Source organism: Methylocaldum gracile (genome assembly GCF_053646815.1).
This window is the reverse complement of sequence record NZ_CM132196.1, coordinates 4922345-4947177: the sequence shown is the minus strand read 5'-3', so window position 1 is coordinate 4947177 and position 24833 is coordinate 4922345. Positions and strand designations below refer to the sequence as shown.

The following is a 24833-nucleotide window of genomic DNA, read 5'->3' as shown; positions in this document are numbered from 1 at the left end:
CTGCCTCTCTCAAGCCAGTACCAGATTATCGCGGTGAATCAGTTCCGGTTCATCGACATATCCAAGCAGGCATTCGATTTGCGAGCTCGGTTGTCGCATGATGACGCGCGTTTCGTCAGCGCCGTAATTCACCAGCCCGCGAGCCACCTCTTTTCCCTCCATATCCACGCAAGCGACTAGGTCGCCCCTGTGGAAGTCGCCGTCCACGGCGGTTACGCCGATGGGCAAGAGGCTTTTGCCGTCTTCTTTCAAGACGCGCGCAGCACCTTCATCCAAGTGCAACTTACCCTTGAGTTTGAGCTGTCCGGCCAGCCAACGCTTCCTGGCCAGCATCGGGGATACATCGGGAATCAGAAAGGTACCCAATTCCTCGCCCGCAACCACCCTTGCCATGACATTTTGCTCCCGCCCGCTGGCGATAACCGTTGCCGTCCCGGACCGGGAGGCCAGCCGAGCGGCGCGCAGTTTGGTGATCATGCCGCCCCGGCCGAGTCCGCTGCGACTCTCGCCCACCATCTCGCCGAGGCGCGCATCATTGATGCTGGCCTGGTAGACGAGTTGGGCGGTGGGGTCCAGGGTCGGATCGCGTTCGTAAAGTCCCTTTTGGTCGGTCAAAATGATCAAGAGATCCGCTTCCAGGAGATTCGCCACCAAAGCGGCGAGCGTGTCGTTGTCTCCGAAGCGGATTTCCTCGTTCGCTACCGTATCGTTTTCGTTGATGACCGGCACCACCCCCAGTTCGAGCAGGGTGAGTAGGGTGCTTCGGGCGTTAAGATAGCGCTGCCGATCCGATAGGTCGTCGTGGGTCAGCAGGATTTGCGCGGTATGAAGACCGTGCCCTTGAAAGAGGGATTCATAAGTCTGAATCAGGCCCATCTGTCCCACGGCGGCGGCCGCCTGGAGTTCGTGCAGGGAGCGTGGGCGGGTTTTCCAGCCCAGCCGGCACATGCCTTCGGCGACCGAGCCGGAAGAAACGAGAAGAATTTCTATATCTTGGTGGCGCAAGACGGCAATTTGAGCCACCCAATCGGTGATTGCGGGCATGTCCAGTCCGCGCCCGCCCCCGGTCAGCAAGGCACTGCCGATCTTGACGATGATGCGGCGGGCGTGGGCAAATTCAGTCCTGTTCTGCATCTTTTGTTTGGTCCTGCTCCAGGAACGCCATAACGCTGTAGACCAAGTCTTTGAGGCCGTCGCCTCGAACGGCGGAGACCCTAAAGACGGGGCCGGCCCATTCGAGACCTTCTATGATTTCGCGGCAGCGCTGTTGGGCTGCGTCGTCGGCCAGCCGATCGATCTTGTTCAATACCAGCCAGCGCGGCTTCTGGTCCAGGCCCTGGTCCCACTGTTGAAGCTCGGCGATCACTTTTTGTGCCGCCGTAATCGGGTCTTCCAGGCTTTCGTAGGGTTCGACATCCACTACGTGGAGCAGCAGCTTGGTACGGGCAAGATGCTTCAAGAACTGCACTCCCAGTCCCGCTCCATGCGATGCGCCCTCGATGAGGCCGGGAATATCGGCCATGACGAAGCTGCGCTGATCGTCGACGCGCACGACGCCAAGATTCGGATACAAGGTGGTGAAAGGGTAATCCGCAACCTTGGGACGTGCGGCGGACACGCTGCGAATCAAGCTGGATTTTCCGGCATTGGGCATGCCCAGCAAGCCGACGTCCGCGATGAGCTTCAGCTCCAGGCGCAGGGTGCGCCGTTCGCCCGGCGTTCCGCTGGTGGCCTTGCGCGGCGCGCGATTGACGCTGCTCTTGAATCGGGTATTGCCGAGGCCGTGAAAGCCGCCTTGGGCTACCAATAATTTTTCGCCTTCCTTGACCAGGTCGCCGAGCTTTTCGCCGGTTTCGGCGTCGAACACCTCGGTGCCGGTAGGTACGTGGACGATGCAGTCGGCGCCCGAATGGCCGGTGCAGTTGCCGCCCGACCCGTTTTGTCCGCGTTCGGCGCGAAATCGCGAGTGAAAGCGGAAGTCGACCAGCGTGTTGAGATTGGTGGAGGCGACCAGAAAAACGCTGCCGCCGTCACCGCCGTCGCCCCCGTCGGGGCCGCCGAAAGGAACATATTTTTCGCGCCGAAAGCTGACGCAGCCGTTGCCGCCGTCGCCCGCTTCCACCCGAATTTCCGCTTCGTCAACAAACTTCATGGTAATGACAAAAAAGCCCCGTCACGGACGAGGCTTCTTCCTATTTAAAAGGGCGGCCCGTAAAGCCGCTTTGATCCTTAGGCTTCGCTTTGAACGATACTGACGTATTTGCGCTTGAGCGGGCCTTTCACCTTGAACTGGACCTGTCCGTCGGCCAATGCGAAAAGCGTATAGTCTCTTCCGCAGCCTACATTCTCACCGGCGTGGAATTTGGTGCCGCGCTGCCGCACGATAATGCTGCCCGCTTGCACGAACTGACCGCCGAAGCGTTTCACGCCGAGTCGTTTGGATTCTGAATCGCGGCCGTTGCGCGAGCTGCCGCCTGCTTTCTTGTGTGCCATCGTGATTCCTCGCTCTTCGATTAGGCAGAGATACCGGTGATCTGAATTTCGGTGTAATTCTGCCGGTGGCCCGCCTGCTTCATGTAATGCTTACGCCGGCGGAACTTGACGATTTTAATTTTCGGGTGCCGGCCATGAGCCTTGATGGTTGCGGTTACTTTGCCGCCATCAATGAAGGGTTTGCCTACTTTCAAGCCGGAATCCGTTTGAACCATTAGCACCTTGTCGAACTCGATTTGCTGGCCGGCTTCGGCGCTCAGGGTTTCGACCTTGACCACGTCGCCCTGTTTCACCCGATATTGCTTGCCGCCTGTTTGTATAACCGCGTACATTTTTGTTGGCTCCAACGCAGAAAATTCTTTTAAACACGGAATGATAACCGTGTATGCCTAAATCCGTCAACCAGCTGAGTTTTTTGCCTGCCGAGTTGCGAATCGCAACCGGCGTGACGCCGTCAGAGGGCAACGAGTATTTCGCCCTTGCCCAGTCCGCACATGTCTCCGGCATAGCGCCGTACCCGCTTGAGGGTGTCGGACATTTCGGAGAACCGGGTCTCCAATCCCTGGAAGCCTTTCAGAAGCAACGGTATGAAGCCGAGCGTATGGGTGCCGCAATCATTGAAGGTAGCCGGAATGGATGCCGGTGTCCGGGCAAGCAGCACGGTGCCCCGGTTCATGGCATAGCCGAGGTGTGCGCCGACTTCGCCGAGGACGGCGATGGTGCCGGCCGTCATGCGCGAACCCAGATAATTTCCGGCGTTGCCCTCGATAAGAATGGCGCCGCGCCGCAGATGGTCGCCCACGCGGTCGCCGACGTTTCCTTTGACGATGACCACGCCGCCGGCCATGCCCTTTTTATTGCCGGGAAGGGCTGCGCCGAGGAAATCTCCGGCGTTGCCGCGAATCAAAATTTCGCCTTTTTTCATTTCGCAAGCGGCGTAAGCGTCGACGTTGCCGCTTACGATGATGCGTCCGCCCTTGAGGTGCATGCCCAAATAACTGCCGGCATCGCCCTCGACGCGGATTTCCCCCTGGCTCATGCCCTTCCCGATATAGTCGAGCTTACGGCTGCCGCGGAAGATAAGGCGGTCGGAACCTTGCCCTTCGATCGAAAACAGTTCATCGGCACGTATTTGCCGGTTGCCGTATTGCAGCAATTCGGCGCCGATTTCACTCGCGGATTTGTCGGCGAGCCGATCCGGCGTCAATGGGGACACGTCGATCCGTTGTTCGAGTTCGGCCTTCAGGGTGAAGGTGAGCGCCGTCATGCCATGATCTCCTGAAGATGGAATAGGAAAGGACCCAATTTGCCGCCGTAATTGCCCGCGCTGATGCGGCGTATGCCGTTTTCGGCGCCCAGGCTGCAAGCCGCCTCGATGCCGACCCGCATGGCTTTCTTGATGTCGTCATCGGTCAAGCCGTCGATGACGATCTCCATGACCGATTCGATTTCGGGGCTCAAATCCGTCCTGGTTTGACCTTTGAGCGTGGGGCAGAACGCGTCGTTGGTCGACGCCGACAAGGCTTTGTACTTGGAGCCGACCTTCGAGCCCGAGCGCACCACGCCGCCGGGGAAAGGCATGATGACGTTCGGGATCTTTTTCATGGCTTCGATGGCGGCCTCGCAAGCGGCCAAGGCCTGCGGCTGGCTTTCCGCCAGGATCAGGAAGTTGCCGCCGCCTACGGCCTTGACGGTGCAGGTGGTATCTTCGCAGAGGAACTCGCCGTCCATGACCGGGACGCGCCAATACCGTTTGCCGTTGATGCGCTTGGAGATCTGGAATCCGTCCCCGAAGAAGCGGAGATTCTTGCCCAAGGGAATCTTGTCGCCTTCGTGAATGCCGGCGAACAGTGCCGAGGTGGGCGAGGTCAGCACGCACTGGCCTGCGCGGGTTTCCACTTGCTTGGCCAAGGTTTTGCCGCCCATGGCGAAAATCAGCGCGGAGATGCCCGGTCGTCCGTCCGGCGTTTCACTCGGATCGAGTTCTCGCTCTATGCCTGCTTCGCAGCCACACGCGATTACCGAAGTGGCGAAGCCTGTCATGGCCTGAGCCGCATGATAAGCCCATTTGAGATTTTGAGCGGTGATGATGACCCGTGTGGCCCTCATCGGAAAGGCTTCGGCGAAAGTCGCATCGATCTGGACGCCGTTAATGTTCATGCAGTTCCTCACGGCTCTTTTGTTTTATTTGCAGAATTCGGGTGCTTTGCGTCTCAACGGGGGAGAATGCTCGCGCCATTCTTGTTAGGCCTGACCTTGGCAGGGATGAACGAGAATCTTGCTGCGTCCATCGTTCTCGATTTCCCAGTCGCGGATGATGAAGTTGTCCATCTTCATGGTGTGGTAGCGATCGAAATAGTCCCGCAGTCGCCCTTCGATACCCGCGCGCTCGAACTCCGGCTTGACGGTGTGCACATTGCCCCAGACGACTTTGACCACTTCGCCGTTGCGGACGACCAGTTCACCGTCCTTGAAGACATAATCGGGCTTGGTGAACATCGCCTCCTTGTCCTCCTGTTCGGTGTATACGGTAATGTCCCCGGCGGCTCCCGCGCCCAAATGGCCGCGGTCGCTGAGGCCGAGAAGCCTGGCGGCTCCGGCGCGGGTCATGATCGCGATCTCGTACAAACTGTACTCGCGGTCGATGGAGCCGAGCGTGCTCAGCGCGGCGGCATCGGCGTTGATGGTCGAGAGCATGTCGTTGCGGAAGCTCTTGTCCATCAGCAGCCGGATCAAATGGGGATAGGTGGTGAATGGCGCACCGTTGGGGTGATCGGTGGTGAGGAAAATGCGCCAGGGATCGTCCACCAGCAGGAAGATTTCGAGCCCGATACACCATTGCAGGGCATTGACGAAATTCTGGTCCCTGTACTTGAACGGTACCACCCCGCAGCCGGCGTCGCATTCGATGTCCATGCACACCCATTTGTTCGGATGGGCATGATGGGAATTGACGAACTGGCGCATGGAGTCGCCCGACGCGGTGACGGTCTGGCCGAACAGAATTTGCCCTACATCCGCCGTGATGTTGCGGTTCTTGTTGATGGCCTCCGCGATCTGTGCCGCGCCCGAAGAAAACTTGCGGTCGCCCTCGGTGCCATAACTATGGAACTGGATATGAGTTAGATGCATCGGCAAGCCTTCGATGCCGGTGATCGTGTTCAGCGTCGTTTCCAGATTGCCCGGCACCCCTAGATTGCAGCCGTGCACGTGCAGAGGGTGAGGTACGCCCAATTCGTGTACCGCCCTGGCCAGTTTCTGCAAAACCTGGCGCGGCGTGACGCCGTAATAGCTATGCTGATCGTCCAGATCCAGCTTGCGCTGGTTGAATTTGAACGCGCTGATTCCGCCGGGATTGACCACCTTGATGCCGATGCATTGGCTGGAGTGCAGAGTCCAGGCCACGTAATCGTTGATGACCTGCTGGTCGGCGCCGGACGAGAGTAGGCGCAGATAGAAATCATCGCTGCCGAGCATGGCATAGCCGCCTACGTCCATCAGCGGTACGTCGGCCATTTCCATGTGCGCTTGGCGGGCGTTGATGGGGAGCACCGCCGGTTCGAAGCCGGCGGTATAGCCCATTTCCGCATAGCGATAACCGGTGGTCAGCGTGGAGGGCGCGGCATGGCCGCAGCCGGCGCGTTTTAATCCCGAACGGGGCGATGGATCGGCGCGGTGATCCTCCGGCAGGAGGTTGCGGGCGATCGTCACTTTGCCGCCGCCGATATGCGTGTGCATGTCGATGGCTCCGGCCATGATCACTTTGCCGCGGCAATCGTATTCCTGATCGGGCGCCATGCCTTGAATATCGGAGTGAGGAACGATCCGGCCGTCGCGGATGTAAATGTCCAGCACCTGGCCATCGATGTTGTGCGCGGGATCGTAGACAGTGCCGCCCGTGAGTTTAATCAGCATGAAACAAGCTCTCCTGTGGATCGTTACCGCAAGGTGATACCGCTGGTCCGGTTATATCCGGAATCCGACCCAGTCCGGGCGGTCGCACCTCGGGGTCGTCGTCAGAAACACCAATCTCAGCGGATCGGTCTTGCCGCCGCAGTCGTCATGCAATGACGCTGGAGATCGATGGGTGGGATGAAAAGGCGGTACTGGCATCGAACTGATGTAAATGTCTTTATGGAGCCATTCCTAGCCGGAAGAGGCTAAATATGTCCAAGTCCCAGCAAAGCATTCGCCACTTCTCATCGTTGGACCCGCGTATTCACAAAGTTATGCAAAAACACGCGGTCCCAGGATTTTCTGGAAGGGACGGCCAATAAACTCGAATCAATCTGACACAATGCCTCTTCCGTAGGCTTGGTATAGCCCGGAAGAATAAGCAACCCGGTTTAACTTTTCAACTCGACGGCATCGGTTCGGACGGAAAAGGGTATCGCCAGAGTATGGGGCGGGGTGCAAACAGCGGTTTGAACGGGCCGATTCTGTGCCTGTCCTCCCAGTTTGCTCTGGAATGCGGCGGGGCAAGCCGGGAGGGAATAGGAACTATCGGAGACTGTTGCTACGTGGTAGAGCCGAGTGCTTGCTCGATCGCTCGAAGCACATCGGATGCTTTGAATAGCTCGGACTTGCGGAGTTGGTACAGCGGCATGGCGACGACATTGTCGCAACGGTACATGTGGCCGGCAAAGTCGATGCCGGGCACGCCCACGGGAATGAACACGTCGGGTTCGGATTCGAAGCGCATTCCCGAGCGGCCGATCACGACCGTGGGTACGTCACTCGCCGGAGGCGGCGTCGAGCTCAGGCTCGAAATCCAGAACAGGGCATCCGCTTCGCTGTTCGCGAGGAGTCGTGCCGCGCCGTTGTGGTAGGGGTCGTATTCTGGGTAACCTCGAGCATAGCTGACGCGCGTAGGATAACCGCTGATCCATGCGCACACCTGGCTCGCGGTGCGATCGCCGTCCTGTCCGCCCAGTGGCAATACGGCGGCGCGGGTGTCTTTATTCAGCGTCGCCACCATCTGGCACAGCTGCTGTACGGTCAGTTCGGCGTTAGGAAAGGCGAGTTGTCCCGCGGCCCAGGTCACGACGCTGTAATGGGCTTGGCGCAGCCGATCCACGACCGATTGCAGCTCCGAGACGGGGATGCCGGCGACCTGTTCCGCTTGAAGTTTCGCGCCCTTGGCCAGAGCCGAAAGCGCCGCCGCCACATCCGGCAGGCTCTCCTGGGCACAGGGGATGACCTTCGGCGGGCGGCCGTCGGGGGCGGTGGCCGCCTGGCCGGTCGGGGCGCGGCCGATGAAGATGATTTCGCGCTTGCCGGTGTCACCGTTGAACAGCGTTTCCTTGTTCCAGACGAAGCGTTCGAAGAAGCGCGGAAAATTGAGTTCGATATCGGTACCGAACGAGACCAGAACCTCCACCCGATTCTTGAGTTCGCCCAAGGTCGTCGCCATCCAGCCGGAATCGGCCAGCACCAAGAGGTTGCGCAAGCCGCCTTCGGCACGCATTTGATCGAACACGCCTCGGCAACGGTCGATCAAGGAAAGCGCCGCGCGGGTTTCGTCGACATCGGTGCCGAAGCCGCTGAATACCGGGAGGCGAGTGCTTTTCAATATTTCCGAGGCGCGCGCGACGGCCTGGTCCAGCGTAGCCGGCTTTCCGGCGATGCGTGGAACGGTATCGGCGATCGCTTGCTCGAAGCCGGGAATCGTTACGGCGTCACCGTTCTCGAGGATTCTGACCCGCTGGCCCTCGACTTCGATTTTCAGGTCGTCCGAGGCTATGCCGCAAAACGGGCTGGGAACGTTTTCGAAAACGCGGGTTTGGGTACTTTCGGTCATGCCATTTCTCTCAAGAGATATCAAGACGTCGGGTGGCGTAGCCGCCGAAGAGGTAAAGGATCATATGCGGACAGGCGCAGGTGTTGCACCAAATCGCGCAAGAATAGGTCTTTCGGCCTCAACTTTCAACTTCGGGCCAGCTAATACTTGGGCCCCGTAATCGTCTGCTATTTTCGGCGGCACGAGCCGTAATCGATCGGAAAGGTTTGGGTGGGATCAGTGATGGGTTTGGTGAGCCCCAGATCAGCCAGGACATCGGGTTGGCTCAGTCTGGACTTTGCTGCCGCCTGCTCAGATAGCACACGGTGAGTCGGCATTTCATAGGCGAAAGCCGATGCGCCCGCCATAGTTGCCGACGCCACGCCCAACAGCTTGGAAGTTAGTCTGCTCATTGCAGGTACTCCCGGAAGAATTCCCTGGCGGAACCACAATTTTCAAAGCTGAAGTAGTTTTCCATGGCCTGTAGGGAAGGAAGATTGGTGTTATGGATACCCAAGCTATCGAGACGTTCTCGTTCCTTGATCAACGCGGCATTTTTTTCCTTGGGCAGGGAATTCCACTACCCATATATTGCATTGGGTCATGAATATATTTCCCGTAATCCTCCAAAGTGCCCTTGAACTTTTCCAGCTTGATGACCTTGCCGTCCCAGTCGGAATAGCGCACGGGGATGTCGTTCTCGGGCCGGAGCCGTTCCGGCTGCCGACTATTGACCAAGACGCGAATCCGATAGCCACCCTTGAAGAATTGCAGCGCTGGATCCTCGTTTCCCAGTCTCGTGCCATACGGCAAGTGGCTGGGAACCGCTTTCGGTCCCCAGCCGGGGATATGGAACTGACCTTGCTCGTCCGTGACCGCTTCTATTATTTCCAACTCTCCGGTACTTCGCCACGCAGGGTCGTACAGTACCCAGTCCGCCACCACGTTGACGCCCTCCAAGGGCTCCCAGGTCTCGGCGTCGACCACGGTCGCGGTAATCGGCTTGGCCGAATAGGTCTTGGCGCACGCCGGCAGCGATAGTGCGGTGAGAAGAAGATATAAGTACAAAATGATGCCGGGTAGTTCCATGGGCGCTCCTTCACACGGAAGCGGGCTGCCGGATGCCGCCCGAAGTCTGAAACAGCTTGCTTCAGTTGTCCTCCCGGTCCGGCAACGGCGGCGAGGTGAGCGCCTGGTAGAAGTACTCGCGCGCGAATTTACAAAGGGGTCTGCCCCCTTTATCTTTTTGGCCCCGTTTTCCGTGCGCGAGCCGCTCCAAGCTCTTCAGATAATTTTGATAATCGGCAACGTATTGGTTGGGCTGGGTGTTCTTGAGGGTTTGCAGGGCATTCTGGATTGTATACAGGGCTTTCCGCTTCGCCTCGAACTCCTTCTCGACCTGCTTTTCTCGGCAAAATGCTTTTCCGGATTTGCGATTTTCACGTCCGGCAGCGTCGTGGAATAGCGGGAGTAGCGCGAGCACCAGGGTAATCAGGGGCGGCTCGAGTCCGGGTTTCATGAATGGGATCCCGCATGGATCAATAATTTACCCGCGCAGGCACGGGATCGAGCGGGTTTATTAGCGGTGGGGGTTCGGAGAGGTTAGTGTCGCTTAATGTTTCGTATATAGCCTGAGCGCCATAGATTCCCCGTTTCTCGCGGTACGGGGTGGAATCCATAGTATTGGTTTCCGGATCGAGTTGGTTGATTGTCGCAGTGTATGTATACGTATGAAGAGAGGGTTCTGAACTGAGATCCGGAGTGGACCCTGCCGGATACCCTTCCGGAAAGATTTTCATCCAATAGGCGGAAAAAGACCCTGGGTCGGTCAGCACCGCGAGCCGTCCATACCGGCTCACCAGAACGCCTTCGATCGCTGCCGTCGCGGCATACGTCTCAACCGGGTTGGCGGGATCGAAATTCGTCGGGGGTACAAAACGAAAGTAAGCGGAGAATCGATACCGGTACTTGCAGGTATCATAATCGACCTTGAGGATCTGGTCACAATAGTACTGCTTGAAAGGGTATAACCCAAAAGGCAACCCTCCCCATAAATATTGCTCCATGGTATTGTAACTGCCGATTTGGAAGTCGGGTTCGGCGATGTCCTTGGTGGCGACCGCCACCGCGTCTTCCTCCTGCCCTAACGGGCCGCGATAGACGACTTGCAGGTAGAGGTCCGTGGCGTTGATGGGGATGGGAGTCGGGAAGAGGAACGTAACCGGCTGCGCGTCGGCATTGATGCCGGCGGGCACGTCGGTCTCCTCCGAGACGACGATATCTTCCTGCTTCGAGCGGCACTGTTTCCAGTCGTTAATCCTGGCATTATTTTCATCCTCGGCGCCGTATTCCCCCGACAGGTCCGGCTGATAGCAGCTGTTGCGGTGAAACTTGGCCACGGCCTGGAGCTTGCCCGGCGCTCCCATGGGTTCCACTCCAGTGACGGCGGGCGTGACGTTTCTCAACTTAAGCTTGATCTTGCGGAAGCCGTCCGTGTTCTTCGCTTTCTCGACCGAGTGATCCACGACGCCGTAGACGCCCTCGTCGGGCAGGGAGATTTCCATCTTACCCCGGAAGAAGTAATTGATGAGGCCGGCGGAGTAGGCGACAGCGCGGGGGATGAGGAACTCGTGGGCAGAATCCAAGTCAAAGCGGTTCAGCGCAAAGACAGGAGCCACTCCTTTCTTTTCTAGTTCTGGATCGAATAGCGAATAGCTCGCTGCCCGTGGATTGTCCCTGGTTTCGCTGGGCCGGAGACTATCTGTGACGGTGTTTGCAAAGAAGGTAATCTCACCCGAGATGGCGGGAGGGCAAGGAGGCCGCCCTTGCGCCTCGGCCTCTGCGCACACAGTTACGACATCAAGGGGCTGTCCCTTCATCAAGGAAGACAATGTCGGAGAAGGAAGTGCCTCCGAGCTGAAAAGCGTCCCGGAGGAAAAAAATCCTCGATTAGTGTATTCGGCGATGCCGTTTCCCCCGGTGCCGTTTCCTTCAGTAGTTGTCCAGAACTGGCGCGGCGTGGTGAAATTGCCGGTATCGTCGGCGGAATATACCGGAGCATAAGTGGTGAACCACATATTGGCCGGGGGATTTCTCAGCGTCCACTTCTCGTAGAGGCTTGGATTCCACAGGCCCAGGAAATAGCCGGGAAATGCGCAAATCAGTCCATCGCAATGCGGTTCGTTGCGCACATGCTGGGGTTGGGCCATGTCCTGTAAATGGTGGATAACGTGCCCCAGCGTCTGGAAGGTCAAGCCCCAGTTCTTGTCCCGCTCCGCCTTGTCAGGCTTGGTCAGCGCGTCATAAAAATACTGCCGCCCTTTCTTGTAAGAAAACGGCTGGTCCGTGCTGAAATCCTGGATATCCTCCAACGCCCAATTCGGAGAGGGCGCACCCGGCATCCAGCCGTCCACCGTCAAGCCTTGCCCATTTACTGGATTAAAAAAGTGATAGAGCGCCTGGATATCGCGGCGATTGTCTTCGAAAGCGGCACCATGCTGTATCAGTGCGCTAATGGTCATCAGGTTGCTAACGCCAAAGCCTAACAACGTGTCTGAATTAGGGAATTTTTGGCTCTCATCGTAGAGGTCTACGCCTTTCAGCCCAAGCTGTTTTAGCGTCGAAAGTTTGCTTAGAATTGAATCTTGTGCCGCATAAGCTGCCATTGTCGTATGCGTCCCTACTTCGTATCCACAGGCCGGAATCACCCATGCCAATATAGCGGCTATAAATATAAAGAAGAACGATTTTATTGTCATTTGGCATACTCCTTGAAAAACTCATCCGCCGATCCGCATCTTCCTTTATATTGATCAAGGAGACCAATTGACCAAACTTCAATATCGGCCTGTGGATCAATTGCCTTGAGGCGTTTTTTTTCAGCATCCATGGCCAAGATCATGAGCGGTATTTTTTTCCACTCGCAATCTTCCACAATATCTACCAAATATGAATACAATCCACCGTAGAAAATCTTGATCATTGTGTGAGTAACAACGGGATCCGCTTTCGCTAACTTTATAGTTCGCCCGCTCACCCACGATTTGCGATGAATGCCTGGCGTTTTCGTCCCAGCCCCTGGATAGTTGTTTGTGATCATCTTCCACTCGTAGCCCGGCTTGAAGATGATGATTCGAGGGTCTTGATCGCGCAGTTCGTACAGCATCGGATTGAGCTTAGTGAAGCCTTCGAAGTGGAAGCGGCCGGCCTGGTCCGTGACGGTTTCCTTTACTTCGAGCTGGCCTCTATCACGCTCACCATCGAGGCTGCCGACCACCAATTGCCAGTTCGCTACCACGTTCGCGCCTTCCAGTGGCTGATTCGTCTCGGCATCCACCACCCGCGCCTCGATCGGGTCGGCGATGTAGAAAGGCGCGCCGCAGCCCAGCAAAGAAATCAGCACGAACGCCAGTAACAGGAATCGGAACTTGCTCATTTTGCTATCTCATTCATCGAGGAAATCTTGCCCGTAGGGGCAGCAAGCCCAAGTTTCATAAAGTCCCATCCAGGATATGTAGGCCATTAGTGTGCCGGTTCGAAAAAAATTCGCCATTTGAGCTCCATTTCTCATACCCCCCAAAAATCCTTTTACCGACCCGCATCCTTGCTCGGCATAGTATTTTTCGTCTGAAAGCAGCCTGTCATATAATTCCAAAGGTAATCCCCAATATGGGACGGTAATATTTGCAGCCTTAAAAATTTCGTTTTGCTTGTAGGTGGCTAAAATCATCAACGGAATTTTTTTCCATTTGCAGTGGTCACGAGGAAGCTCTACGGGATTAAGAATTGCGACTACTTCCAAGAAGCCATTTAGATGGATAAGATCTCCCGCATACTGCTCAAGATTCCATTTAAACCCCGTAAACCTCCGCATCTCGATGGTCTTACCGTTCCAGTCGGATGTTCTGACAGAAGGCCCTTTGCCGCGCATTTGCTCCGCTGTCTTGCGGTTATAGAGGGCTAGATACTTATAGCCGCTTTTGAACAACAGCAATTGGGGATCCATATCTTTCAACCGGGCGTTCTGGTACTCCAACGGATATCCGCTCGGTATCGCCTTCGGCCCCCAGGCCGGGAAACTGAATTGCCCGGCACTGTCCGTGACGGTTTCCATCACCATCATCTGTCCCAGGTTGGTGCCGCCTTCAAGGCCCCCTTCCAGTTGCCAGTTCGCCACCACGTTCACGTCTTCTAGCGGCTGTTTCGTTTCGGCGTCGACCACCCGCGCCTGAATAGGCTCCGCCGAGTATTTCGTCGCGCAGGCCTGCAGGGGCAACAGCAGCACAGTCAAGATGGGAAGCACGAAATTTTTCATGGCCAGTCCTCACATGGAATCCAAACGCCAGACGCCATCCTCTCCCCGCAGGAAATAGATGAAGAACACCTGGTTGACCCCGTCGATGGTGCGATTGATGACGTACTCGCCCATCTCCGGAGAAATGACGGCGGATCGCGGGATAGAGCACGATGCGAAAATTTGCGGCAAGTCTGGTGCCAGCGTATCGAACACCGGCCCGTACTTCGCTCGCGCCGGAGGACTCAGATAGTTCAGCGCCGTTATCTTGTCCCCGGCGATCAGGGCGCTGTTCATGCCGGTCCACAGGGACTGGAACATTTGATCCATTTGCTCCGGATCCTGCACCACGATCGGGAAGCTCTGGGTGAAGACCGAACCATCCTCCAATGTCACTTTGACGGCCGTCCGATAGGTCCACGGCGTCGAATATGTAAGGTTGAAGTTCACGCTCGCGGTGAAATCGATGGTGCCGTTTCCATCCCAATCGACCTCCACCTTCTGCACCGGGCTCGCCGTGTTGTTCGTCACGCTGAAATCCACCTTGAGCGGCGACAGGCCGCTCTGCGGCTCGGCATGTATCAGTACGCCCGGCGCCGGTGCGCCGGCGACCGAGATCGACTGGCTGACCGTCTGTCCGTCGAGCGTCGTTAACGTCGCGGTGAGGGTTTGAGTCTCCGTGGCAATCGGCACGTCATAGGCGTAGAAATCACCGTCCACAAGGGTGGCTACTACGCCATTGACGCTGATGCCGGAATGGAGGGGCGCGAGGAATCGGCCGCTCACCGTCACGTGATCTCCCGCAACAGTGGCGCCGTCGGCGGGGCTCATGATAGTGAGCCCGAGCGCATTCACCAGTATGCTCACCGGTGCCGAGGTCGTGCTTGCGCCCAGGTTGTCGGTGGCCACGGCGGTAAGGGTATAGCTGCCCGCAGCGACATTGGTCCAGTTGAACGTGTAAGGTGCACTGGTGGCTGTGCTTAGGATCGTCGTACCCTGGTAGAAGTCGACCTTGGCGATGTTGCCGTCAACATCGGCGGCGCTGGCGTTGAGAGTGATCGTCGCCGGTGCCTGGAAGCTGGCGCCCGCCGCCGGGCTGGTGAGGCTCACCGTGGGCGGGGTGTTGGGCGGTGGGGCGGCTACCGTGATGCTTGCCGCCGCGGAAGTAGCCGTCGCGCCGAGGTTGTCCGTGGCTTTTGCTGTCAGGGAGTAGCTCCCGGCAGGCACATCGGACCAAGTGTAGGCATAGGGTGCAGTGGTGACCGTGGCAAGCCAGGTCGAGCCGCTGAAAAACTCGACCTGTGCAATGCTGCCGTCGGAGTCGGCGGCGTTGGCTGCGAGATTAATCGTGGCTGGTGCGGTGAAACTCGCGCCGTTGGCTGGGGAAGCGAGGCTTACGGTAGGCGGCACGTTGGCGCTGATGGTAATGGACACGACCGCCGATACGGTCAGCGCCCCGCGGTTATCGGTAGCGCGGGCCGACAATGCATATTGCCCGGCCGATTTGGCGCCGCTCCAGATGGCAGCGTAAGGTGGCGCGGTGTCGGTGCCGATGAGCGTTGTACCACGGTAGAACTCGACCTTGGCGATACTGCCGTCGCTGTCCTGGGCTTCCGCCGAGACGGAGATTGGTTCGGTGGTCCCGAAAACCGCGCCATTCGCCGGGGCAGTGAGGTATACCGATGGCGGCTGATTGGCCGGGGCGATGGTGAGGATGACCGGTTCGGAGGTCGCGACCGCGCCGCGGTTGTCTATGGCACGGGCAGTGAGGGTATAAGTGCCGGCGGACATGCCGGCCCAATGAAACCAGTAGGCGTTGCCGGCCTCCAGATAAGATGAGGGGTTGTCGACCGAGCCCACGAGGACGTCATCCGCATAGTAGTCGACCCGGACCACGTGGCCGTCGGGGTCTACGGCGTCGGCGTTCAGGTCGAGGCCGGTCGAGGTGTCGAATGCGCCGCAGTTGGCCGGCGCAGTAAGCGCCACTAGTGGCGGCCGGTTGACAGTGATGACGACCGGCTCGGAGATAGCGGAAGCACCCAGGTTATCGGTGGCTATGGCACTAAGCGTATAGTTGGCTGCGGGTACATTGGACCACGTGTATGTGTACGGCGTGCCGGTAGCCGTGCCGATCAGCGTCGTCCCCTGGTAGAAGTCGACCTTGGCGATGCTGCCGTCAACATCGGTGACGCTGGCGCTGAGGTTGATAGTGGCCGGGGCAGTGAAAGTCTCGCCGGTGGCTGGAGTGGTGAGGTTCGCCGTGGGCGGGAGATTGGGCGGCGCGGTAGTTACCGTGATGCTCACCGCCGCGGAGGTTGTCGAGGCGCCGCGTGAATCGGTGGCCTTGGCGGTGAGCGAATAGCTTCCCGCCGGCGCGTTGGACCAGGTCACGGTATAAGGGATGGCCGTGGCCGTGCCGATCAGGGTGGTACCGCCGCGGTAGAACTCCACCTTGGCAATGCTGCCGTCGGTGTCGGTGGCGGTGGCCGACAGTGTGATCGTGGCCGGGGCAGTGAAGCTCGCGCTATTGAGCGGTGCGGTGAGGCTGACAGTGGGGGCGATGTTTTTGCCGGCGACCGCCGTCAGGGGCACCGCAGCGGCGAGCCAGAACACCATACGATAGATGAGGCGAGACATGGTTTCTCCCGTTCCTGTTCAATCGCTTCAGTTGCAGACGAGGCCCGTATTGACGACCAGGTGAAGCAAGGCCGAGTCTGCGGTGATTGGGTTGCTGCGGAACACGGCGGTGAGCCGGTGGATCCCGGCCGACAGCGTCGTCGTGAGAGTCGCGGAGCCGCCGTTCAGAGGGGCGCTACCCAATTGCGACGAGCCGTCCATGAAAAAGACATTGCCGGTCAGGTTCGGGTCGGAAACAGTCGCGGTCAGTGTCGTCGATGTTCGCGAACTTGCCGGGTTCGCCGATGAGCTGAGAGTCATCCCAACCGAGGGCGCACTGAGCTTGAACACGACCGCATCCTCACCACCTTTGTTCGCCGTTTGAAAAGCGCCGGTAGTCGTCTCAAAACCGCCAGCGTCTTCCGTCGCTACGTAGGCGTTGCCAGTGCTGTCGACGGCAATCGCGTTACCGGCTCCGGAGGGCAGGCCGTCATCCACATCGCCTCCCGGTGTGGGGCCGGTTCTGACGAACGCGGAGTAAAGAAGGACATTCCCGGCCAAGCCGATTTTCGATACGAAAAGAGAATCTTCACTGTCCTGTTGTTTGCCGGGCTGAAGCGAATCGATCAGCGGAAATGTGTACGTGCTGGCAAGTCCCGTCACATACGCATGCCCCACATCATCAATGGCTATGCCATAGGCGACGTCTCCGCGTATCTGGAAGGCGTTGAATACCGAATAGCAATAGCGGGTACAGATTTCGCCCCCGAGAAACGACGCATAGGCGAATCCGTCTCCCCCCGGCAAGAGCTTTGCGACGAACGCGTTACCCAGGCTCGAGTTGGTGAGAAGGTACCCGGACTTGGTGGGCTGAAAGGCGTTCTTGACGGGGAAGTTGCTGGAGTAGGTTTCTCCCGCTACGTAGGCGCTGCCTTGGGTATCGACCGCGATGGCGTTCGCCGAGTCGTCCATGGAACCGCCGAGGTAGGTGGAGAAAGCGAGCGCCGTGCCTGAGGCATTCAGCTTGGTTACGAAACCGTCCTGTCTACCCTGACGCGTTGCCTGCAAAGCATTCGCGGTAGGAAAGTTATCCGACGTCGTCGAGCCCGCGACATAAGCATCGCCGCTAACGTCGACGGCGATGCCTTTGCCCGCATCGGTGCCGTTGCCGCCGAGAAAGGTCGCGTAAACCATCCCGGTGCCGTTCGGATTGAGCTTGGCGACAAAGGCGTCGGTGCCGCCCGTGTTGTCGCTGGTCGGCTGAAAGGCGTCCGGAGTCGTCGTGAAATCCGGTTTGGCGCTGCCGGTGAGGTAAGCGGCGCCAGCGGCGTCGACGGCGATGCGGGTGCCGGTTGCACCAAGAACGTAGGTCGAATACGCGAGTCCGGTGCCGCTTGCGTTCAATTTGGTGACGAATGCGCCTCCGCCCGTCACGCCCGATTGGTAGGCGCCGCTTGTCACGGGATAATCGCTGCCGGTGGTCCGGCCGGTGACGTAAGCGTTTCCGGCTTCGTCGACGGCGATACCCGTCGCCCAATCCAAGGTGTTTCGTCCCCCCAGATAGGTGGAATACACCAGGGCCGATCCCGTCGGGTCGATCTTGGTAACGAAGACATCCCTATCGCTGTTGCCCAACGACCGGTCGTAAGGATTCTTGAGCGGAAAGTTGGAAGAATACGTATACCCTGCAACGTAGGCGTTGCCTGCTACATCAACGGCAATGGCAGTGCCGGCGTCGTCCGAGCTTCCTCCGATGTAGGTCGAATAGCTCAGCACCGGGTCAATGACCAGAGGCATTCGCGTATCGTAGGCGGCGACACTAAAGCCAACTTGGTTTTCTGCCATACGGACGTACTGTCCTTCGACCGCTCGTTTCTCTCCTTCTGCAAGCTGGTAGACGAACGGCCGTTGAAAGGTCAATTGCCTGCTTCCGGTGTGAAGCACCAGATTTCCGTCGTCATCGATCTCGATACGCTCGGGACCTTCAAAAGCGATCCTGATCTGTGCCGGATCGCCGCCCGGCGAGACCACCAGGTCGTATTCCAGGTGCCGCTGGTTACCGTAATAAATGAGGTCGATGCCGGGATAGATTGCGGCATAGCGGACCTGGGCAAAACTTTCGATGCCGCTGAGATGCCTGGAAGAGTCGGAGCCCCTGAAATAGCTGGTCTTGCCGGGGAGTGGGTCGATGCCTGCTACCGCGGCATCCCGGCGTGCTCCGACAAAGCGCATGCGGAGTGTGTCGAGTGCAGGTTCGAGTGGGCTACCTGCCAAATCGACGACCGCTTCCGAATGCATCAATAACACTCGGTAGCCGGCTCCCCGCGCGACGAAGTCGACCGCATCGTCGGCTTGGCCATGGTTCTTCTCGAAGGCCATGGGCAACTTTCCGTAGCTTCTCAGAATCAGGCCGGAATCGAGACCCTGGTGCGACGATGCCGCGGATTCGACGGCCCTGCCGCTCGTCGTCTCATTGCCATCCGGCCGCGGATCAGCCGCGATGCAGGCGGCGCAAGCCAATAAACCCGAGACAAGTCCCAGACCTTTCAAAAATAGGCTCATTCCTTTTCCCCCGAAGTGATGGTCGATGGCTAACCTTCGTGAAAGGTGCGCTAGCTGCGGCGCGGTACAAGCGAAGTCCTCACCGCAAGTTGTTCTTATTCCTGAAGAGTTGCTTTTTTCAGTAGCCGGAAGTATAGCTGCAATTTCCGGCCTATCTTGTCCGGCGGCAGCGCCCTTCCGTCCGAGCTGAATCAGCCGCCTCTATGAACTCTATGTGAGAATCCATGCCATTCCGTTATCAAAGGCATTGCTGTCGTATGTCGGCGTTAATCCCGCACTGTTCATGCGTGATCGATCTGGTTCCATAAGCTCCAAGGTCGACAAACCGGAGACCATGCAATAGCATGTCCCTTTGCAGTTACTTCTCGAGCGGAAATATCCGCGGCTCTCCGGAAGTCGTTCTAGCCAATGTCAGTCAATTCCTCATCCCACCACAAGCTTCGTGCGCGAGTTATCGCTCCGGCGCGTTTGCACATGGGCTTTCTCGATCTGGGCGGGTCCCTGGGGCGGCGTTTCGGCAGTATCGGCGTCGGTGTCAACGAAATCGCGACAAGACTATCCATGATGCCGTCGGATCGGCTGACCGCGCACGGACCCGGCGCGGATCGGGCCATCGCTGCCGTCAGCAAGTTCGTCTCCGCGCTGGAGCAGGATTTCGCGGTCGAGATTCGGATCGAGGACGCCATACCGGGGCACATCGGACTCGGCTCCGGCACGCAGCTCGAACTGGCCGTAGGTATGGCTCTGTCCCGGCTTTACGGTCTCGACCTGTCGGTGCGCAATCTCGCTCCCATTGTCGAGCGGGGCGCACGCTCCGGCATCGGTATCGCCGTATTCGAGCAGGGCGGCCTGGTGGTCGACGGCGGGCGCGGCGAAAACACGGTCATCCCGCCGGTCGTCGCTCGCCTGGAATTTCCCGCGGACTGGCGTCTCATTCTGGTGTTGGACGAGCGGGATCTGGGCTTGCACGGCAAGGACGAGATCGAGGCTTTCCGCGCCTTGCCGGTTTTTCCCGCCAAGGAAGCCGCGCATCTCTGTCATTTGCTGCTCATGAAAGGCTTGCCCGCATTAGTCGAGCGCGACATCCGAGGTTTCGGCGAGGTGATCGCGGAGTTGCAACGTTCGGTGGGCGATTATTTCGCACCTGCTCAGGGCGGACGCTTCACCAGCGCCGGCGTCGCCAAGGCCTTGGCTTTTCTCGAAGCTCAGGGCGCCGTCGGCATCGGTCAGAGCTCCTGGGGGCCGACCGGTTTTTGCCTGGTTGAGAACACGACGCGCGGGGAAACGCTGGTCACCGCGGCGCGGCGGCAGTTCGCCGGTACGGCGGGTCTCCGGTTTCTGCTGGCCACCCCCCGCAACAAAGGCGCGGATGTTATGTTGGAGCGAACGGATGCGTCGCGCGAAAAGACGTTGCGTTTATAGCCGCGGCGCGTCGGCGGCGAAGCCATTGAGCGATCATTGGAAAGTTTGCGCGACCTATCGGAACGCCTGCTGCTGATCGGCTGCTCGGCGAGAATGCTGGCGCAATCGGCGGCGCGTGCCGGAATTCGGCCGGTCTCGATCGATCTTTTCGCCGATCGGGAAACACGCGCCTGTTCCGAGCGCTGCGAAGCCGTCAACGGCGCCGACATAGGTTTCGAGCGGGAAAGCGTCTTGCGAGCCGCCGAGCGGCTTGCTCCGGCGGAGCTCGGATACGCTCTGGTTTACAGTAGCGGTTTGGATGCCGATCCCGGCATTTTGGAAGGACTTGCGCAAGGGCGGACGCTCTACGGCAATTCGCCGGAAATTCTCCGTTTATTGAAAACGCCAGATGCCTTCTTCGATCTGCTCCGGCAGCTCGATATTCCTTACCCGGAATCCAGCCGAACGTGGCCGCCCGATCCGGAGAACTGGCTGTTGAAGTCCGCTCGTAGCGAAGGCGGCAAGGGTGTGCGTTTTTGTGCCCGAGCGGAACCGGATTCGAGCGGCTATTACCAGCGCAGGCTTCCCGGCAAGGCCATGTCCGCCCTGTTTCTGGCGAACGGCGAAAATGCGCGGATCATCGGTTTCAACACGCTGTGGACGGCTGATTGTCATGTCGATCAGCCGTTTTTGTTTGCCGGCGCCATCAATCGAGCGGAACTTGCGTTAGAGCAGCGGCAGCAGGTGCAGGCGTACGTCGCTCGCCTGATCCGAGCGGTTCCGCTCAAGGGGCTGAACAGCCTGGATTTCATGCTCGATGGCGAGGTGTGCCGGGTTCTGGAAATCAACCCTAGGCCGAGTGCCACCATGGCCTTGTACGATGAGGATTTTTCACGCGGGTTATTGGCCGAACATATTCGGGCGTGCCGAGGGGGAATTCCGGGTGCTGCGGACACCGGCGGCGTCACCCGGGCCTTCAAGGTTTTTTTCGCATCGCGGGAGCTCGACGTGTCCGAAACCATGTGTTGGCCGGACTGGTGTACGGATACGCCGGTGCCGCGCACGCTGATCGACGTTGGTCAACCGGTGTGCACCGTTCGCGCGGAGGGGGCCGACTGTCCCGACGTTGAACGTTTGATCGAGCTGCGGACAACCGAGCTGCACGAACGACTGTACGGCTAGTACAATCACCTTTTCTTCAATGAACCGGGCAAGAGGGTAACCATGCAACACACTGTCAGCGTTAACGCGCACGCGCTTCCCATCGTCAAGTACATGATCGCGAATGCCGACAAGCTGCGGCTCAAGATCGACAAGCTGGGAAACGGCTGCACCATCATCGACGCCGGTATCGAGGCGGTGGGCGGTCTGGAGGCGGGGCGCTTGATCGCGGAAATCTGCATGGGTGGACTTGGGACCGTCACGCTTACTCACTCTTCAACCTTCAGTCGCTGGCCTCTGACCGTGAACGTCCATTCCACGAATCCGGTAATTTCCTGCCTGGGCAGCCAGTATGCCGGCTGGAGCCTGTCCCACGGAGAGGGCAAAAGCGCCTTTTACGCGCTCGGTTCGGGCCCGGCGCGTGCGATGGCGACCAAGGTCAAGGACGGCAACGAAGAGCCCGTCGAAGAGCTTTATAAGGAACTGGGCTATCGCGACCACGGCAAGGAGACGGCCATCGTGATGGAGGTCGACAAGGTTCCTCCGGTCGAGGTGATCGAGAAAATCGCCAAGGCCTGCAAAGTGGATACGAGCGGGGTCAACGTCATTCTGACGCCCACTTCCAGCCTCGCCGGCGGCATGCAGGTCGTCGGCCGCGTACTGGAGGTCGCCCTGCACAAGGCCCATTCGCTTCATTTTCCTCTGGGAAACATCATCGACGGCACCGGAACCGCTCCGGTTCCGCCGCCTCATCCCAATTTCGTCAAAGCCATGGGGCGCACCAACGACGCCATTCTGTTCGGCGGTACCGTGCATCTGTTCGTGAAGGGCAGCGACGAAGCGGCCGAAATGCTGGCCAACGAACTGCCGAGTTCGGTTTCCCGCGATTACGGCAGGCCGTTTGCCGAGGTGTTCAAGGATTACAAGTACGATTTTTTCAAGGTCGATCCGATGCTGTTCAGCCCAGCCAGCGTCATTGTCACGGCAGTCGAGTCCGGCCGCAGCTTCCATGCCGGCAAGCTCGACGAAGCGCTCCTGGAACGGTCCTTCGGAGAATAATTTGGGCCGCATCGCGATCATCACCGACGATCCGGGCTGGCACGGCGCACGACTTCGCGAGGCATTGGCAGCGAAAGGGTATGGCTATTCCTATGTGTCCTTGACTGCCTGCCGGCTGAATCTCGAGTCCGGCGGTTTGCCGGTGCTCCTGCCGAGCTTCGAGGACGGCCTTCCCGACGGCGTTTTCGTGCGTGGCGTGCCGGGCGGGTCGCTGGATCAGGTCGTTTTCTACCTCGACGTGCTGCACGCATTGAAGCTGCTCGGGATTCCGGTATACAACGACGGTCGGGCGGTCGAGCGCACCGTGGACAAGGCCATGACCAGTTTCATGTTGCAGTGCGCCGGCATACCGACGCCGCCCACCTGGGTGCTGGGCAGCCGCGAAGAGGCACTCGATCTGGCCGAGCGGGAGTTGCGCGCGGGCCATCAGCTCGTGTCCAAACCTTTGTTCGGCTCCCAGGGACAGGGCTTGCAGCGATATGAAAAGCCGGAGGACCTGGCGGGGCTGAGCGATAGCAGCGGCGTTTTCTACCTACAACGTTTCGTGAGTTGCGGTGAACAGCCCCACGACTTCCGCGTATTCGTCATCAGGGGCAAGGCGGTGGCCGCCATGCGGCGATGCGGTGTGAGCTGGCTGAACAACGTCGCTCAGGGCGCCCGCTGCGAGCCGGTGCGTCTCGACGATCTGCTGCTGTGCCGATTGGCGGAGGATGCGGTAAAGGTTTTGGACATGGGCTACGCGGGGGTGGACATCATCCGCGATCACCACGGTCGGTACAGCGTGCTCGAGGTCAACAGCATTCCGGCGTGGAAGGGCTTGCAGAGCGTCAGTAAAGTATCGATCGCCGATTTGTTGGTCGACGACTTCCTGTCGCTTTGTCACCCCGAGCCTCACGGGGAAATCCGGGTTCGGTGACGTCGGTTCCGATGCCTGTTCAACGGGACGCTTTATTGTCCGCTTACCTCGATGCCTGCGAGACGGAGCTTCGCGCCTTCAAGCCGGGGAACGTCAGCATTTATTCCGAGGCGCACGATATGACCGTGGAGGACTTCCGGCGTAGCGCCGCGGCCAGCGGGCCTTTCTTGTGCGACTCCGATCTTTCCCTGGGCGAGAAGATCTATCACGCGACTCGGGCGACTCGCGAGGTCGTCCCCTGCAATACCAATCTCGGCATCATCCTGCTGGCCGCGCCCCTGTTTCAGGCGGTTCAGGAGATTCGCGAAGGCGAAACGCTCAGGGATGCGCTCCGGCGGGTTCTCGGTGCGACGACGCAAGCCGACGCGGACTGGACTTACAAGGCCATACGGCTGGCGCAGCCGGGCGGCCTCGGCGAGTCTCCGGATCAGGATGTTCGCGACGCGCCGGAGGTAACTTTGCTCGAAGCCATGCGTTTTGCGGAACATCGTGATCGCATCGCTTATCAATACACTAATTCTTTTGCAGATGTTTTTGATTTCGCGATTCCACGTTATCATAGGAAATTGTCCCAGTGGGGCGATAAAGAATGGTCGGCAGTGGCGGTGTTCGTAGGCTTACTCAAGCATATTCCCGACAGCCACATCGAGCGTAAGTTCGGCGCTCGATATACAGGGATAGTTGCCAGCCGAATGGCGCAGATCGATAAGGCGTTATCCGTTTCCGATAGACCGGAACAAGTCATGCCGCTCCTCCGAGCAGTGGATGCGGAGTTCAAGTCCGGCGGAATCAATCCGGGTACGACGGCCGATCTCACAGTAGCGTGTTTGCTGGCCGTGCGCCTGGAAGCGTTGCTGGGCCAGCGCAAGCGAAAGACGGGCTGTTTTCTGGAAGCGTAGAGGCACGTCGGCACAACAACAGGGATTTTTTATGCTTCGCTTGGGGAGGAGGATATGGCAGTGTCGTTACTTCGAAAGTTTTTTCTTTTACCAAAGAGGAGTTAGCAATGGGGAAAATCAATAAGATGTTGGTGGGTGAGGCTCTGTGCGGCGGCGGCAACGAAATCGCCCACATCGACCTGATCATGGGTCCGCGCGGCAGCGCCGCAGAGACGGCTTTCGCCAACTGCATCACCAATAACAAAGACGGATTCAGCAGCTTGTTGGCCGTAGTCGCGCCGAACCTGATGGCCAAGCCGAATACCGTCATGTTCAACAAAGTCACCATCAAGAACGGCAAGCAGGCTACCCAGATGTTCGGGCCTGCACAGCGCGGCGTTGCCATGGCTGTGGCCGATTGCGTCGAAGACGGCACCATTCCTGCCGACGAAGCCGACGACATTTTCGTCTGCGTAGGCGTATTCATCCACTGGCTGGCTGAAGACGACGCGAAAATCCAGGACTACAACTACGAAGCCACCAAGCTGGCGATCAAGCGCGCCGTTGCCGGCGAGCCGAAGGCAGCCGAAGTTGTGGCTCAGAAGGGTCAGATCGAGCACCCCTTCGCAGCGCACAAATAATCGCGCTTGTCGAAAAAACGTTGCCCCGGCACCG

At 58.8% G+C, this 24833-nt stretch carries 22 protein-coding genes; 6 read left to right on the top strand and 16 right to left on the bottom strand.

What is annotated here, in order from left to right; all coding sequences use genetic code 11:
• Window positions 1–9: 9 nt before the first annotated feature.
• The 16 genes from proB to ACWJJK_RS22025 all read right to left on the bottom strand — a co-directional run bounded on the left by proB (window position 10) and on the right by ACWJJK_RS22025 (window position 18743).
• Window positions 10–1134: a glutamate 5-kinase gene (gene proB, locus ACWJJK_RS22100; RefSeq protein WP_077732074.1), complete on the bottom strand. Its 1125-nt coding sequence runs from the start codon at window positions 1132–1134 to the stop codon at window positions 10–12.
• Window positions 1118–2152 carry an Obg family GTPase CgtA gene (cgtA, locus tag ACWJJK_RS22095; RefSeq protein ID WP_347258491.1) on the bottom strand — a complete coding sequence of 345 codons (1035 nt, stop codon included), beginning with the start codon at window positions 2150–2152 and terminating at the stop codon, window positions 1118–1120. Before cgtA ends, proB begins: the two co-directional genes overlap by 17 nt.
• A 77-nt stretch (window positions 2153–2229) precedes the next feature.
• Window positions 2230–2493 (bottom strand): 50S ribosomal protein L27, encoded by a 264-nt coding sequence (gene rpmA / locus ACWJJK_RS22090; RefSeq protein ID WP_077732072.1) that lies wholly within the window; start codon window positions 2491–2493, stop codon window positions 2230–2232.
• Between the two features lie 20 nt (window positions 2494–2513).
• Entirely contained in the window at window positions 2514–2825 is a 312-nt protein-coding gene (gene rplU, locus ACWJJK_RS22085) for a 50S ribosomal protein L21 (RefSeq protein WP_077732071.1), read from the bottom strand.
• Between the two features lie 122 nt (window positions 2826–2947).
• Window positions 2948–3760 (bottom strand): formylmethanofuran dehydrogenase subunit C, encoded by an 813-nt coding sequence (locus ACWJJK_RS22080; RefSeq protein WP_077732070.1) that lies wholly within the window; start codon window positions 3758–3760, stop codon window positions 2948–2950.
• Complete coding sequence (gene fhcD, locus ACWJJK_RS22075) at window positions 3757–4653, bottom strand: formylmethanofuran--tetrahydromethanopterin N-formyltransferase (RefSeq protein WP_077732069.1); 897 nt, start codon at window positions 4651–4653, stop codon at window positions 3757–3759. Before fhcD ends, ACWJJK_RS22080 begins: the two co-directional genes overlap by 4 nt.
• Window positions 4654–4737: 84 nt before the next feature.
• The gene (locus ACWJJK_RS22070; RefSeq protein ID WP_133717962.1) at window positions 4738–6408 is read right to left on the bottom strand and encodes a formylmethanofuran dehydrogenase subunit A; all 1671 of its coding nucleotides are present in this window, start codon (window positions 6406–6408) and stop codon (window positions 4738–4740) included.
• A gap of 601 nt (window positions 6409–7009) precedes the next feature.
• Entirely contained in the window at window positions 7010–8293 is a 1284-nt protein-coding gene (locus tag ACWJJK_RS22065; protein ID WP_086133703.1) for a formylmethanofuran dehydrogenase subunit B, read from the bottom strand.
• Window positions 8294–8460: 167 nt separating this feature from the next.
• Complete coding sequence (locus ACWJJK_RS22060) at window positions 8461–8685, bottom strand: hypothetical protein (RefSeq protein WP_156881132.1); 225 nt, start codon at window positions 8683–8685, stop codon at window positions 8461–8463.
• 130 nt (window positions 8686–8815) lie between these two features.
• Complete coding sequence (locus tag ACWJJK_RS22055; protein ID WP_156881133.1) at window positions 8816–9361, bottom strand: peptidase associated/transthyretin-like domain-containing protein; 546 nt, start codon at window positions 9359–9361, stop codon at window positions 8816–8818.
• A 61-nt stretch (window positions 9362–9422) separates the two neighbouring features.
• Entirely contained in the window at window positions 9423–9791 is a 369-nt protein-coding gene (locus tag ACWJJK_RS22050; RefSeq protein WP_077732064.1) for a hypothetical protein, read from the bottom strand.
• Between the two features lie 19 nt (window positions 9792–9810).
• Complete coding sequence (locus ACWJJK_RS22045) at window positions 9811–12030, bottom strand: phospholipase C/P1 nuclease family protein (RefSeq protein WP_086133700.1); 2220 nt, start codon at window positions 12028–12030, stop codon at window positions 9811–9813.
• Complete coding sequence (locus ACWJJK_RS22040; RefSeq protein WP_086133699.1) at window positions 12027–12707, bottom strand: carboxypeptidase-like regulatory domain-containing protein; 681 nt, start codon at window positions 12705–12707, stop codon at window positions 12027–12029. The genes ACWJJK_RS22045 and ACWJJK_RS22040 overlap by 4 nt, the downstream gene beginning before the upstream one ends.
• A 9-nt stretch (window positions 12708–12716) precedes the next feature.
• On the bottom strand, window positions 12717–13586 hold the full coding sequence (locus ACWJJK_RS22035) for a peptidase associated/transthyretin-like domain-containing protein (RefSeq protein ID WP_156881134.1): 870 nt from the start codon (window positions 13584–13586) through the stop codon (window positions 12717–12719).
• Window positions 13587–13595: 9 nt separating this feature from the next.
• Window positions 13596–16202 carry an Ig-like domain-containing protein gene (locus ACWJJK_RS22030; protein WP_156881135.1) on the bottom strand — a complete coding sequence of 869 codons (2607 nt, stop codon included), beginning with the start codon at window positions 16200–16202 and terminating at the stop codon, window positions 13596–13598.
• Window positions 16203–16229: 27 nt separating this feature from the next.
• Window positions 16230–18743 (bottom strand): DUF7948 domain-containing protein, encoded by a 2514-nt coding sequence (locus ACWJJK_RS22025; protein WP_156881136.1) that lies wholly within the window; start codon window positions 18741–18743, stop codon window positions 16230–16232.
• Between the two features lie 408 nt (window positions 18744–19151).
• Here ACWJJK_RS22025 and ACWJJK_RS22020 point away from each other — a divergent pair, with 408 nt between their 5' ends.
• The 6 genes from ACWJJK_RS22020 (at window position 19152) to fae (ending at window position 24799) form a co-directional block, all read left to right on the top strand.
• Entirely contained in the window at window positions 19152–20165 is a 1014-nt protein-coding gene (locus ACWJJK_RS22020) for a beta-ribofuranosylaminobenzene 5'-phosphate synthase family protein (protein WP_156881137.1), read from the top strand.
• Window positions 20166–20210: 45 nt separating this feature from the next.
• Complete coding sequence (locus ACWJJK_RS22015; RefSeq protein ID WP_139841036.1) at window positions 20211–21326, top strand: ATP-grasp domain-containing protein; 1116 nt, start codon at window positions 20211–20213, stop codon at window positions 21324–21326.
• 42 nt (window positions 21327–21368) lie between these two features.
• Complete coding sequence (gene mch, locus ACWJJK_RS22010; protein WP_133717975.1) at window positions 21369–22364, top strand: methenyltetrahydromethanopterin cyclohydrolase; 996 nt, start codon at window positions 21369–21371, stop codon at window positions 22362–22364.
• A gap of 1 nt (window position 22365) precedes the next feature.
• Window positions 22366–23280: an ATP-grasp domain-containing protein gene (locus tag ACWJJK_RS22005; RefSeq protein ID WP_240502624.1), complete on the top strand. Its 915-nt coding sequence runs from the start codon at window positions 22366–22368 to the stop codon at window positions 23278–23280.
• Window positions 23281–23291: 11 nt separating this feature from the next.
• Window positions 23292–24179 carry a triphosphoribosyl-dephospho-CoA synthase gene (locus ACWJJK_RS22000; protein WP_454128492.1) on the top strand — a complete coding sequence of 296 codons (888 nt, stop codon included), beginning with the start codon at window positions 23292–23294 and terminating at the stop codon, window positions 24177–24179.
• A 107-nt stretch (window positions 24180–24286) separates the two neighbouring features.
• Window positions 24287–24799: a formaldehyde-activating enzyme gene (gene fae, locus ACWJJK_RS21995; RefSeq protein ID WP_077732049.1), complete on the top strand. Its 513-nt coding sequence runs from the start codon at window positions 24287–24289 to the stop codon at window positions 24797–24799.
• The last annotated feature ends 34 nt before the right edge of the window (window positions 24800–24833 follow it).